This is a genomic window from Salinibaculum salinum (assembly GCF_037645885.1).
Lineage (GTDB): Archaea > Halobacteriota > Halobacteria > Halobacteriales > Haloarculaceae > Salinibaculum > Salinibaculum salinum.
This window is the reverse complement of record NZ_JBBENW010000016.1, coordinates 1-12,715: the sequence shown is the minus strand read 5'-3', so window position 1 is coordinate 12,715 and position 12,715 is coordinate 1. Positions and strand designations below refer to the sequence as shown.

General features: G+C 61.7%; 13 protein-coding genes and 1 tRNA gene. 5 read left to right on the top strand and 9 right to left on the bottom strand.

Going from position 1 to position 12,715, the window contains the following annotated elements; genetic code table 11:
- Window positions 1-3 precede the first annotated feature (3 nt).
- The gene (gene tpiA / locus WDJ60_RS13645; RefSeq protein ID WP_340101112.1) at window positions 4-648 is read right to left on the bottom strand and encodes a triose-phosphate isomerase; all 645 of its coding nucleotides are present in this window, start codon (window positions 646-648) and stop codon (window positions 4-6) included.
- Between the two features lie 93 nt (window positions 649-741).
- Between tpiA and WDJ60_RS13640 the strand changes: the two genes are divergently transcribed.
- Window positions 742-1,302 (top strand): response regulator, encoded by a 561-nt coding sequence (locus WDJ60_RS13640; RefSeq protein WP_340101111.1) that lies wholly within the window; start codon window positions 742-744, stop codon window positions 1,300-1,302.
- Here the strand turns inward: WDJ60_RS13640 and WDJ60_RS13635 are convergent.
- The 4 genes from WDJ60_RS13635 to hisC are packed head-to-tail and all read right to left on the bottom strand — an operon-like array spanning window position 1,299 to window position 4,057.
- Window positions 1,299-1,832 carry a multiprotein bridging factor aMBF1 gene (locus WDJ60_RS13635; protein WP_340101110.1) on the bottom strand — a complete coding sequence of 178 codons (534 nt, stop codon included), beginning with the start codon at window positions 1,830-1,832 and terminating at the stop codon, window positions 1,299-1,301. The two genes, WDJ60_RS13640 and WDJ60_RS13635, sit on opposite strands and share 4 nt — an antisense overlap.
- A 43-nt stretch (window positions 1,833-1,875) precedes the next feature.
- Window positions 1,876-2,484: a CDP-alcohol phosphatidyltransferase family protein gene (locus WDJ60_RS13630; RefSeq protein ID WP_340101109.1), complete on the bottom strand. Its 609-nt coding sequence runs from the start codon at window positions 2,482-2,484 to the stop codon at window positions 1,876-1,878.
- Window positions 2,481-2,987, bottom strand: coding sequence for an adenylate kinase family protein (locus tag WDJ60_RS13625; RefSeq protein WP_340101108.1), 507 nt, complete (start codon window positions 2,985-2,987; stop codon window positions 2,481-2,483). Before WDJ60_RS13625 ends, WDJ60_RS13630 begins: the two co-directional genes overlap by 4 nt.
- A complete protein-coding gene (gene hisC, locus WDJ60_RS13620; RefSeq protein ID WP_340101107.1) occupies window positions 2,987-4,057 on the bottom strand; it encodes a histidinol-phosphate transaminase in 1,071 nt (356 codons plus the stop codon). The genes WDJ60_RS13625 and hisC overlap by 1 nt, the downstream gene beginning before the upstream one ends.
- Before the next feature lie 88 nt (window positions 4,058-4,145).
- On the opposite strand from hisC, the gene WDJ60_RS13615 reads away from it, so the two are divergent.
- Window positions 4,146-4,218 (top strand) — tRNA-Arg (locus WDJ60_RS13615).
- Between the two features lie 198 nt (window positions 4,219-4,416).
- Here the strand turns inward: WDJ60_RS13615 and WDJ60_RS13610 are convergent.
- Window positions 4,417-4,692, bottom strand: coding sequence for a hypothetical protein (locus tag WDJ60_RS13610; protein ID WP_340101105.1), 276 nt, complete (start codon window positions 4,690-4,692; stop codon window positions 4,417-4,419).
- A gap of 84 nt (window positions 4,693-4,776) precedes the next feature.
- Complete coding sequence (locus WDJ60_RS13605; RefSeq protein ID WP_340101104.1) at window positions 4,777-5,952, bottom strand: tubulin/FtsZ family protein; 1,176 nt, start codon at window positions 5,950-5,952, stop codon at window positions 4,777-4,779.
- Between the two features lie 199 nt (window positions 5,953-6,151).
- On the opposite strand from WDJ60_RS13605, the gene WDJ60_RS13600 reads away from it, so the two are divergent.
- The gene (locus WDJ60_RS13600; protein ID WP_340101103.1) at window positions 6,152-6,727 is read left to right on the top strand and encodes a hypothetical protein; all 576 of its coding nucleotides are present in this window, start codon (window positions 6,152-6,154) and stop codon (window positions 6,725-6,727) included.
- 13 nt (window positions 6,728-6,740) lie between these two features.
- Here WDJ60_RS13600 and WDJ60_RS13595 read toward each other — a convergent pair whose 3' ends face one another.
- Entirely contained in the window at window positions 6,741-9,341 is a 2,601-nt protein-coding gene (locus WDJ60_RS13595; RefSeq protein WP_340101102.1) for a heavy metal translocating P-type ATPase, read from the bottom strand.
- Window positions 9,342-9,440: 99 nt separating this feature from the next.
- Window positions 9,441-10,031: a winged helix-turn-helix transcriptional regulator gene (locus WDJ60_RS13590; protein ID WP_340101101.1), complete on the bottom strand. Its 591-nt coding sequence runs from the start codon at window positions 10,029-10,031 to the stop codon at window positions 9,441-9,443.
- Between the two features lie 686 nt (window positions 10,032-10,717).
- Here WDJ60_RS13590 and WDJ60_RS13585 point away from each other — a divergent pair.
- The gene (locus WDJ60_RS13585) at window positions 10,718-11,326 is read left to right on the top strand and encodes a class I SAM-dependent methyltransferase (RefSeq protein ID WP_340101100.1); all 609 of its coding nucleotides are present in this window, start codon (window positions 10,718-10,720) and stop codon (window positions 11,324-11,326) included.
- 648 nt (window positions 11,327-11,974) lie between these two features.
- Window positions 11,975-12,292: an RPA12/RPB9/RPC11 RNA polymerase family protein gene (locus tag WDJ60_RS13580; protein WP_340101099.1), complete on the top strand. Its 318-nt coding sequence runs from the start codon at window positions 11,975-11,977 to the stop codon at window positions 12,290-12,292.
- Window positions 12,293-12,715: the final 423 nt, after the last annotated feature.

Genomic DNA, 12,715 nt, shown 5'->3' with positions numbered 1-12,715 from the left:
GACCTACAGCGGGTCGACGAGGTCAGCAAGTGCGGCTTCGGGGTCCTCGGCTTTGGCGACCCCGCTCGCCAGCAAGACGCCGTCTGCACCCAGGTCGCGGGCGGCGACCACATCTTCCCCGGTCGAGATGCCTGCGCCACAGTACACGTCGACGCTCGGGTCGACGGACTCGGCAGCGGCGACGGCGTCCCGGACGATGTCGGGGTCGGCTTTGCTGACGGGTGTGCCGGTTCCGATGAGTTCCGGCGGCTCGACGGCGACGGCGTCGGGACCGAGCGCCGCGGCAGCGGCGATCTGGTCGGCGTTGTTCGCACAGACGACAGTGGCGAAGCCGACGCGGTCGGCAGCATCGAGGCTGGCGTCGATGTCGGCCAGTTTGAGGCGGTTCTCGGAGTGATTCAGGAGTGTGCCGGTCGCGCCCGCGTCGCGTGCGGCTTCCGCGAGGGTACTGCCGGTGTGGCTGCCGTGGCCGACGGGACCGACGTGCTGTGCCCACGTTTCGACGCCGGTGTCGGCGACGCGGTCGATGTGTGCTGCTTGCGGTGCGATGGCGATATCTGCCGTCGATTCGTCGGCGACGCTCGCTGCGGCTTCGGAGACTGCGACGGGGTCGCAGGGATACGCCTTGAGATTGACGAGAACGAACATACTGAAACCGCGACCGGCCGGGCAAAATAGGTTGTGAGTTGCAGCAGGTCCGAACCGTTAAGACACTGACTTCCGATAGAGTCGAAACGAGCCGTGACAGAGGAGCAAACAGGGGTCCCGACGGTGCTTGTGGTCGAAGACGAAACGGAACTGGCCGACCTCTACGCCGACTACCTTCGGGAGACCTACGACGTCGACGTGGCCTACAGCGGCGAGGAAGCTATCGAGATGCTCTCCGACGAGTACGACGCGGTGTTGCTCGACCGCCGGATGCCGGTGGTCTCCGGAAACGAAGTTGTCGTCGCCATCGAAGACCAGAACATCCAGTGCCGGGTCGCGATGGTCACGGCGGTCAACCCCGACTTCGACATCATCGACCTCGGTATCGACGATTACCTCGTCAAACCCGTCACGCGCCAGGAGGTCATCGACACTGTCGACCGCCTGCTGACGATCAGCGAGTACAACGAGCGCGCGCAGGAACTCACCGCGAAGAAACTCAAACGGAACGTGCTGGAGGTCGAAAAGACCAGAGCAGAGCTACAGGAGAGCGAGGAGTTCGAACGACTCACCGCCGAGATAGCGGAACTCGAAGAAACGGTCGAAACAATCGCCGACGAACTCGACGCCGAGAACCTCGAACGCTACATCTAGTCCTTTCGCTCGACGACGTCACCGAGCGTGTACTCGCCCGTCGAGGAACCGCCTTCCCATTCGGTGTCCTCGGACCCGCCGCTCGCCGACAGCGAGATGTCGAGTTCGCGTTCTAGCTTCGTCTGTACGTCGTCGCTGGGAAGCGTATCACCGTGTTCGAGCTTTCGGATGAGACTCGCCTTCTCGTTGAGTTTCTGTGCGAGTTCTTCCTGACTTAGGCCGGCGGATTCGCGTGCGTTGCGAATCCGGTTGTCGTAGTCCTGGGCGATTTCATCCATGTCGTCGAACATGTCTCGGCGGCGGCCGCCGCCAGACGACGAACTCGTGCTAGAACTGCCGCCAGACGAAGAAGACGACCCGGAGCTAGAACTGCCCGTCGAGTATTTCGTCGAGGCCGAACTGGCACTGTCCTCGGTTTTGACCTCTGTCCCGAAGTCAGTGCAGTTGTCACAGACATCGAGTTCTGCACCCTCTATTTTGACGCGGTTCGGACTGGAGGTTTCCGTCCCGCACATCTCACACTGAACCATACCTGGCCTTGGCCAGCCCCACGCATAAAACGTACGCCCCCGCTCAGGCCAGCGACTGCATCGAGTAGTAGAATCGCTGGATTGCTGTCAGGTGGCCGACGACAGCGAAGACGACCAGCAACCACCCGACGATGGTGAACGGCCCCAGTGTCGTCGTGACGAAGGGCGCAACCAGTGCGACCAGTCCAACGAGGACCAGTCGGTCTGCTCGCCCGAGCAATCCACCGTAGACTCTGTCGATGCCAACAGCCTGTGCCTGCGTCCCGAGATAGGAGGTCATTAACACGCCAGTCACGGCGGCGATGCCGAGCGCCCAGTTCCCGACGCCGCCCGCGAGACCGACGATGATGACGATGTCGGCATATCGGTCGAGTACGTGGTCGAGCAGGTCGCCTCCCTTCGATGCTGTGCCAAGTTCGCGGGCCAACGCACCGTCGAGCAGGTCCAACAGTCCGTTCAGGAAGACGAGCAGCGCACCTGCGAGATACAGACGTGGGTCGGACCTGGCAAGATAGAAGGCACCACCGGCGACGCCGGCGACGACGAACGCGAGCGTGCTGACGCCGTTGGGCGTCAGTCCGACCCGAGCCGCACCAGCCACGAACGGGTCGATGATTCGGTCGGCTAGCGGGCGAAACCGGTCGAGCGTCATAGATACTCGACGTACGAGACGGTGCCTGCACTCGGTTCGCGCTCGCCAGCGATGACCGATTCGATGGCGTCGGCAACGTCTTCAGGGTCCGTGTCTGTTGTCTCGATTTCGTAGACTGCATCTTCTCCGTGACGGTTGACCGACTCGGAGAGGATGAGGTCGAGCGCCTCGCTTTCGGCATTTTCGGCGGCCGAGCTGTCTGACTCGCCCCGGTCGGTCAACCGCGCTTCCAGCTTGTCCGGTCGGCACCGCAACACGACGACGCGGTCGGCGTCGAACTGGTGGGCGAGATGCGACTCGAAGAGGACGTCGTCGCGGCCGTCGAGCCACTCTGCGACGGCGCCCATATCCACGACTTCCGTATCCCGCTGTTCGTCGTGGCTGGTCGTCAACTCCTCGCGTTTGATACTCTCGTTGAGGTGGATGACATCGAGGTCAGTCTCGACAGCGTCGATTGCCGTCGTCTTCCCGGTACCCGGTGTGCCGGTGACTGCGACGCGCATCAGTCGAGCACCTCGTTGAGTACGTCGACTGCCTGTTTCGTTCCATCGCGCGTGCCGCACGTGATGCGGATGCAATCTTCGAGCCCGAAACTCGAACAGTCCCGGACGATGATGCCCTCTCGCTGTGCGGCGTCGGCGACTGCCGCTCCGTCACCGACGGATGCGAGTACGAAGTTGCCGCCACTCTCCCACGTCGGAGCGTCGAGGGCGTCGTGCATGTACTCGCGCGCCCAGCGGGCCGTCTCGACGGTCTTCTCGACGTGGTCGTCGTCCTCCAGTGCGGCCATGCCGGCGCGGCAGGCCAGTGAGTTCACCGCGAACGGCGTGTTAACTCGCTCGTACGCGTCGGCCCACTCCTCGGGGACGAGCGCGTAGCCGAGCCGGAGTCCGGCAAGTCCGTACGCCTTCGAGAACGTCCGCAAGACAGCGATGTCTTCGCGGTCGTCCAGCAGTGGCCGGGCGTTCGGCGCGTCCGTGAACTCGGCGTAGGCTTCGTCGACGAGGACGAGCGTCTCCTCGTCGGTCTCCTCGGCGACGGTTTCGATGTCGTCGAGAGCCATCTCCGACCCGGTCGGGTTGTGCGGCGTCGTCACGTAGACGATTCGGTGGCCGTCGTAACTGTCGAGAACGGTTTCGGGTGTCTGTGCGAAATCGTCCTCTCGGTTGAGTCGGTAGGCGTCGACGGTTGCGTCGCGGTAGCGGGCGCTCATCGGGTAGTATGCGAAGCCGGGCTCGGGGACTAACACCGAGTCGCCGGGGTCGACGAACGCGCGGGCGAGATAGTCAAGGACGCCGTCGCCACCTGGCGAGAGCCAGACCTGTTCGACGGCCACATTCCACCGGTCGGCCAGTTCCTGTGAGAGGTCGGTGTGTTCGGCTTTCGGGTACGTATGGACGGTTGGGGCAGCGTCCCGAATCGCCTCGATGGCGGCGGGACTGGGACCGAAGGGGTTCTCGTTCGAGGAGAGCTTCACGAGGTCGTCGGGATCGAGTCCGAGTTCGCGTGCGACTTCCTCGACCCCTCGGCCGGCCCGGTACGGCGTGTGCATCGAGAGGTCCCGTGGTTCCATGGGCGGTGAAAGCGGACGACGTACCTTAAGAGTGCTTACCTGTACCGACACAGAAACCGTTTTTTCGCCGGCTGCCGGAGGGTCGGTAGGGCATGTGGCCTAGCGGACAGGGCGAGGGGTTCCTAACCCCTCGATCCCGGGTTCGAATCCCGGCATGCCCGTGCAGGGAGTGGGAGACGCGAACGTAGTGAGCGTCTCCAAAGAGCGAGCGGCATTGCCGCTCCGTAGCTCGCAATCGCAATCGATTGCTCACTCCCGGCGTGCCAGTACAACGCGAGGCGCAAACGCAGTGTGCGTCTCAGTTCGTTCAGTGGCGAACCCACGAGACAGATTGCGTGAGCACTTCGCGTCTGCCTCTACTACTTCACCTCGTCAGCCTGCGAGAGCTGTATGCCTCTGGCGATTACGTACATGAGTACGATACCAGTTCCGACAGCCAGGATACCTTGTGCCACTACAGTAAAGAGCGAGCCGATCAGGGAGTTTCTGGCAAACAGCACCACGAACAGGAATGGAATAAGCGCCAGTCCCGCGAACAAGACGATGAGACCGATGAGCGGATATGCTTCTGTCAAAATCTGGTCAGTATCTAATTCACCCGTTTCAGGGTCGATGAACGGGCCGGTGGGTGACATCACTCAGAAGTCCAAACACTCCAATAAGAATCTTCTGCACGCTCATATCCGAGCGCACGTCTACGCCCCAGTAACATAGTGTCCTCAAATCGGGTCGAGCGCCCCGTCGTCGTCGCGGATGAGATTCTCGATTTCCTCGTCTCTGGTCTCGCGCTGACTTTCGATGTTGTCGGCGGCATCGACGGCCTGATCCTGCAGATTGTCGACGCGGGGCACGTCGGTGACGTTCGAGAGGAGTACGACCGCAGCGAGTTTGTCGGCCGATTTCCGGGGGTCGTCACCGGCCAACACTTCGATGCTGTTTGTCTGTGCTTCGAGCCAACTGCGGGCACTCTCCAGTCCCTTTCGGGAGAGTTCCGCCGGAGGACCGGAGACAACGATGAGCGAGCGCTCGGCGGATTCTATTTCCGCAGGGCAGGTGAGGCGCGACTGGACTGCCTTTCTGACAACGCCACTCACCTTCTTTGCGGTGTCGACGTCGAGGTTGCTGCCGTTCCCGCGGAATTTGGCTAGCAATCCCTGGGCGTTCTCGGTCTCGCGTTCGAGACCCTCTTCGGCGTAGGCGATGGAACTGACGCCGCCCGTGTTGAGCGTTCGCCTGATATCGCTGGCGTCCATGACGTTCTCGGAGACGTCCGTGCCGTCGAGGTTGCCGGCCGAGAGCAGGGCACCGATGCGCGTGGCGAGCTCCTGGTTCGTCCGTCTGTACCCGTCGCCAACTGAATCCTGGTACCCTCGCCAGGCGTCGTTGTCGAACAGAAGGAGATTATCCGTGGCGTCGACGAACGACTGGAGCGACCGGGCGGCGTTGAACGAGGCCCGCCCGCCCTCGTCGGCACTCGGGAGGATACCGAGACCGTAGACCGGTTCGTCGTACATCTTCCGGAGGCTCTCCGCGAGAACTGGTGCGCCGCCGCTGCCGGTGCCACCGCCGAGACCCGCGACGACGAGAAACGCATCGACTTCGTACACTGGCACGTCGTCGAGTGCTCGCTCTACCTCGTGGCGGTCCCGCCGTGTGACCTCTGCTCCGAGTTCGGGGTCGGCTCCGACACCGTGGCCTTTGACACGCTCGTCTGTCTGCCCGATGAGGATCTGGTCGTCGTCGGAAATTCGATCCAGTCTCGCCAGGTCACTTCGAGCGGCGTTGACTGCCAGCATGTACCGGAACAACCCTCGTCCTGTGTGTTGCTGGTAATTGAGTAGTTCGTCTGCGACTTTCCCACCCGCGTTACCGAAACCGATGAGCGCTACTTTCATACCTCCTCAGTTCGGGAAATGTCCGTATAGTTATAGGCGGAGTTACCGAGTCTCCCCGATGTAAGCCGAGCTTATCTTCGCTATCGGCGCTTCTGCGTTCTGTCGTTCGACAATATACCGAGTCAACTGGAGCCCGCACACTTTTACACGCCGGTCACATTCTTCGGGCTACTTACCGTCCGCGGGAGCGTCCACACACATGCACGGAGACACACGCAGTCAATCGGGGCTGGATAGATTGGTGTTGTTTATTCTTTTTCTCGTCGCCGTCGTCGCCATCACGCCGTTCGTCTTCGGGCTCGGAGGGATCGACGTTCGTGCCACGGGAGATACAACCAGCGCGACCCCCACACCGACCGGACCTGCCACAGACGAGGGTATCGTCATCCTCAGTGCAACCGGTGAGACCGCTGGCTTTGGCGGAGAGAGTGTTGGCGTTGTCCGGGTCGTCATCACAAAAACTGGTGCGGAGACGCTCGACACTGCGGCGATGACCGCTACCTGGGTAGATGCGGGCGGCAGCTACGTCCTTACCGCACCGGGCGAAGGCGCCAGCGGTGCAGACGGTGCGTTCGCGATTGCGGAAGCCGACGGTCGGGCAGTGCTGACCTTCGATTTGGGACGCGACGACGCCGATAGCGTCGGTGAGTTCGGTCGCCGACTCGAAGCCGGTGAAACTGTCACACTCTCCCTGACGACTGGTGACGGGCAGACGACGACCGTGACTCTCGAGGTTCCGGACTCACTCGGCGACGAAGAAACCGTTCGGCTGTGAGGCTGTGCTCTGACTACCGACCGAACAGTCGGTAATCGTGGTCGGGTTTGTAGCGCCGGAACGCGAGGCTGTTCGCCAGCACCGAGACGCTGGAGAGTGCCATCGCACCCGCGGCGAGCACCGGCTGGAGCAGACCGAGCGACGCCAGCGGAATCATCGCCGTGTTGTAGCCCAGCGCCCAGAACAGGTTCTGCTTGATCTTCGACAGCGTCCCCGCCGAGACGCGAATCGACTTCAACACGTCCGCGGGGTCGTCGCGCATCAACGTCACGTCTGCCGCCTCGATTGCCACGTCGGTCCCGCTTCCGAGTGCGGTCCCCACGTACGCAGCAACGAGTGCAGGTGCATCGTTGACACCGTCGCCGACCATCATCGCGCGCCGCCCCTCGTCCTGGATGTCATCGACCGCATCCGCCTTGTCCTCGGGGAGCACGCCCGCCATCACGTTGTCCGGGTCGATACCCAGTTCCTCGGCGACGGCCCGAGCGGTCCGCTTGTTGTCGCCGGTGATCATCCAGACATCCAGTCCGCGTTCCTGCAGTTCCGTGACGGCCGTCGCGGAACTGTCCTTGACGGTGTCGGCGTCGGCGACGACGCCCACCACGCGGTCGTCGAGAGCAACTAGCATCGCGGTCTTGCCCTCGCGTTCTAGTCGGTCCATCGCGTCCTCTGCCGGTTCGGTATGGATACCCTCGTCTTCCATGAGTCGACGGTTGCCGACGAGCACTTCACCGTGGTCGGTGGTCGCTCTGACGCCCTGGCCGGGAACGTTCTCGAAACTCTCCGCTTCGGTCACGTCGACACCGCGCTCGCGTGCGCCCTCGACGATGGCTTTCGCCAGCGGGTGTTCGCTGTTGTACTCCGCGCCGGCGGCGAGTTCGAGGACGAACTCCTCGGAGAGTTCCGGCAGCGTGACGCCGCCGTCCGAGCGCGGCCCCGAGGAGGTGTCCGTCGCGTCGCTGTGGACGCCGCCGTCCGGAACGGCGTCGACGACGACCACGTCGGTCAGTTCCATCTCGCCTTCGGTCAGCGTTCCCGTCTTGTCGAAGACGACGGTGTCGACGTCACGGACGCGTTCGAGGATATCGCCGCCTTTGAACAGGACGCCGTTTCGCGCGCCGATAGCCGTGCCGACCATCGTCGCGGCGGGGGTCGCCAGACCGAGCGCGCAGGGACAGGCGATGAGGACGGCGCTGGCGAAGACGACCACGGAGAACTCGACTATTCCGACGGCCGCGGGGCCGCCAGCGGCCAACCCCCACAGTGGGAGTGCGCCGACGATGTCTGCGAGTACGCCGGGGAACGCGTACCAGACGCCGGCCCAGATGAGGGCGTTAGCGATGACGGCCGGCACGAAGTACGCCGAAATCCGGTCTGCGACGTTCTGAATCTCGGGCTGGCGACTCTGTGCCTCACGAACGCGCTCGACGATTTGCTGGATGGCGGTCTCCTCGCCGACGTTCGTCGCCTCGATTTCGAGGACGCCGTTCTCGTTGATCGTCGAGCCGATGACCTCGTCGCCCTCGGCTTTCTCGACGGGAACGGACTCGCCGGTGACCATCGACTCGTCGACTGCACTCTCGCCGTCGACAACGACGCCATCGGTCGGAATCTGTTCGCCGGGACGCACGCGCAGTCGGTCGCCCACTTTTACGTCTTCCAGCGGAATCTCTTCCTCGGTTCCATCCTCCTGGATGACCGTCGCCGTGTCAGCTTCGAGTTCCAGCAGTTCTCGGATGGCGTCGGAGGCCTGCCCTTTCGAGCGGGCTTCGAGGTAGTTCCCGAGCGTGATGAACACGAGGATGAACGCTGCGGTGTCGAAGTACAGCCCGGTGCTCGCGATGAGGTCCAGCAGCGCGACCACGGAGTAGAGGTACGCCGTCGTCGACCCGAGCGCGATAAGTACGTCCATGTTCGCGCTCCTGTTCTTGACGAGTGCGGTGTAGGAGTTCTCGTAGAACTCCCTGCCGAGCAGAATCTGGACCGGCGTGGCAAAGAAGAACGCAACCCAACCCATATCGAGGCCGAACACCGTCTCGGGGAGCAACTCGGGAGCCAACAGTTCGGCGGTCATCATCCCCAGCAGCGGGAGCGACATGGCCGCTCCGAAGAGAACGAGGCGCAACTGTCTGCGCTGTTCGGCCGAGCGTGCGAGGTCCCGGCGCTCCTGATCAGACTGTTCGCCGCTCTCGTCCTCTCGGACTGGCGAGTAACCCGCATCTTCGATGGCGTCGTAGAGGTCCGACAGCGACGCGTCTCGCGGATTGTACCGCACCTGCGCTTCGTCGGTGGCGTAGTTGACCTCCGCGTCGATGACACCGGGCGTCTCACGGAGCCGTTTCTCGTTGGTTTCGGCGCAGTTCGCACACGACATGTCCGTAATGCCGATGGAAACCGACTTGCTGACCGCCTCGTAGCCAGCACTGGCCACGCCCTCGTAGATCGCGGCGAGGGTCGTCTCCTCGGGGTCGTAGTCGACAGTCGCTTCGTCTGTCGCGTAGTTGCTGTCGACCGTCGACACGCCCTCGAGTTCGCCGACGCGGTCCTCGATAGTCGCTGCGCAGTTGGCACAGCTCATCCCCGTTACGTCCAGTCGCGCGGTTCGTGTGGGCATCGTACTCGCTAGTACGTCTCCCTAATTCAATGCAGTTCCCACTTTGAAACGAAGGCAGATACACTCTCTAACTTAACTTTCGAAAGTACGGTCGCCCTATTAGACGCCTTCACTGAGTCGCTCGTACTCCTCGACGAACGAATCCCGGCAGTTCTCACAGCAGAAGTGATAGACCTCACCGTCAAGCGTGACCGACTCGCCTTCGGCAGTGACAGTGTTGCCACATTCGACGCATTCGGCAGCGAGTTCTGCGTCGGAAACGCGTGGGGACCAGTCGGTGTCGGCCAGGAGGCGGACCTCGTAGTCCCGAACGTCGTTCAACTCGTCTGCATCCGTGATGAGCTGGCCGGCCTCTCCACCGGGAACGGTCGCGGTGAACACGACTCTGTCGTCGACGGTCCGAAAGACGTACTCGACGCTGTCGGAGGCAGCTAATCCGTCGCGGACATCCTGGGCAGTTCCCGGTCGGGTGTCGACGGTCACGAGAATCGGGACTCCTTCTTCGAGCATCGAGCGGTCGATGTCGACGGTAAAGCGGCGGATCAGACCGATATCCTGGAGTCGTTCGATGCGGTCCGAGACGGCGGGCGGCGAGAGGTCGACGGCGTCGGCGATCTCGCTGTACGGCCGCCGCGCGTCGTCGAGCAGGAGACGGAGGATTTCCTGGTCCGTGTCGTCGAGCCCACGCATATGACACACCCGTGGAGTGGTGGAAACAAACAGCTTTCGACGGGTCATACTGTCGGACAGGAGTCCGTGACCAATCGAGAGGCACTGTGGAAGAACCCAGCCTGAACGGCTTTGTTGAAATCCTCAATTTGAGACCGGTTTCAGAAGCCATGATTAATACAGAGACTATAGTCAGCACGACCAATTGAGACTCGTCAGTTCTAAATGGAAAGCAGCGCGAGTTCCCCGCCCCACCGTGGGCGGGGGTGAAGCGCGTACGCTCGGCTGCGTCCCTGTTTTTAAGGACTGGGACGCCCTACACCAGTTTGGAACCCACGTTATCGGCCTCGCAAAACCCGCGCACCCACTTCGGGGTAAGACGCGGTGCGCCGGGCCTGTGTCGCGCCCACGTGAGGGGGCGGACGTCCACGGACACACCCGCCACGGCAGCAACAGACGACCTCTGTTGCGGTGGCACTTCCGGTGTGTTCGGGTGTTACCGGTTCCACGCAAGTCTCTCCAGAGACGAGCGCGGGGGGAATTAAATTCGCCACCGGTCGTTTCGCTGGCTCCACGCCAGAGACCACGGCGAAGCCACGGGCCACCGCGCCCGAGGTTGTTTACACAGGTGGCAGCCCTGCTGATTATGATACTTTCCGATGCAGCGGGGCTGAACATTGATGCGAACAGGTGTCGTAGCGACAGACATGACGAGTTGGGACGAGCGCTTTCGAGACGAGGAATATCCGCAGAACCCGAACCCGTCTCCAGTTCTCGAACGGTATCTCTCTGAGATTCCTGATGGCCGGGCACTCGACGTGGCGACAGGCACCGGTCGTAACGCCGTATTCCTTGCAGCCGACGGATACGAGGTAGATGCTGTGGACCAGTCGCGCGAAGGGCTTCGCATAACGCAAGAGAACGCTGCTTCGCGCGGCGTTGAATCACGCCTGAATCTCGTCCAAGCTGATATCCCCACCTACAGATTTCCGACCGATGCGTACGACCTGATCACGGTCAGTTTCTACCGGGTAATCGATCGCTTTCCCGATCTCAAGGAGGCACTCAAGGAGGGCGGGTACCTTTTTGTCGAGCACCACCTTCGGTCGGACGAGGCGACACCGTCCGGGCCGAGTGATGACCGGTACCGGTTCGGAGCCAACGAACTCTTGCAGGCCTGTCTTGATATGACCGTGCTCTATTACGACGCGGGAGTGGAGGAACGAGCCGATGATAAGCGCCGAACGACGGCACGCATCCTGGCACGGAACACGCATGGCCAGCGACAGTCCTATCCGACCCGGAGACGCGGGTAGTCGCAACCATTCTCGTCTCTGAGATCCCCTCGTCGTCTGTCTTCTTGCTTAGTGACCGCTGAATGCGTATGCAATCGGAGCCACCATGCAGCTCAGACAAGGCTCTTTCAGCCGGTAAGTGCCCGAGAACGTATTTGTTCCGATATTGGGGACCTAAATTTCTGGCCTTGTTGAAACCCTCAACCGGTGATAGGTTTCGGCGACTCTGCTGAATAGAACGTGCGTGTGCAGCACGTCGCACACCGAGAACCGGAGCTGTCTGATTCGGCCAGTACAGAGTAAACACGACGTACACTACTGCTCTACCGCTGTAACTCCGCTAGTGTTTTCATTCCGAATAGAGCCAGTAAAATTTCGATACCAGCGGCTGAGAGTGTCGTTTTGTGATACTGATGAGCGACTGGTAATTGTCTGATGACGAACATTCCTGTTATAATTCTGATATATCCGGCACCGACGTCCACGTTCGTCCCGAGAGTCTGAGCCATCTCTACGACACCCGTGGCCACTTGATAGCTGTCGGGCAAGATCAAACGTTGCCTGTTGCCTCTTCGATAACTCAGTACAGTCAGCACGAGCAGTTGCCTGAACTCCCCGACAGATCGGAAGTTAACACATATATCCGACAACCGTGTATTGTTACTTTATATGCGATTCTGTGACGAGTGTGGTTCGATGATGCACACGGAGGGCGACACGTGGGTGTGTCGCTCCTGTGAGAACGAAGAGCCGCGGGACTCGCAAGCAGAAGCGGCGATGACGACCCAGGATGGACAGCGGGACGACGGGGCACCCGCCGTGGCCGACGCGACCCAGGGCTCCACCGAGACGATGCAGGAGCCCTGTCCGGCGGACGACTGCGACAGCGACCGGGCCTACTATGAGATGATGCCGAAGCCGGGCGGCTCCTACGAGGTTCGGCTGTTCACCTGCGTCGAGTGCGGCCACAAGTGGCGCGAGTCCTGACGGCGCATCTCGCGAACCCCGCCGCTTACATATGTACAGACCGCCGAGAGACGACGCCGTCGCCTTTCGTTCCCATTTTTGCGCCGCGAAAAGTGGGACCGCCACATCAGACTCTCAAATCCTGGGATTACGGAAGTGCGAAAAGAAAGCCCCGCCCTTGAGTGATCACTGGAACTATTGAATATTCTGTGAAGTGCGCCACAGCCATTGGCTCCGAGTGAAACAACTCTATTCCTCCACCGGGACTCTCACTCGTTTCAGCGCTGTATTCAGTTCTTGCGCATACCACTCTAGGGCTGTCTCTTACCCACAAGTACAAGCCGCGGAGTTGACAAGCTGAGACTGGAAGATGGAACGCTGTTCACGGGGTTGGCGGCCAGAAGTTGATAAAGATGGACAGCTGCGTGACATGGATGTCTCGGG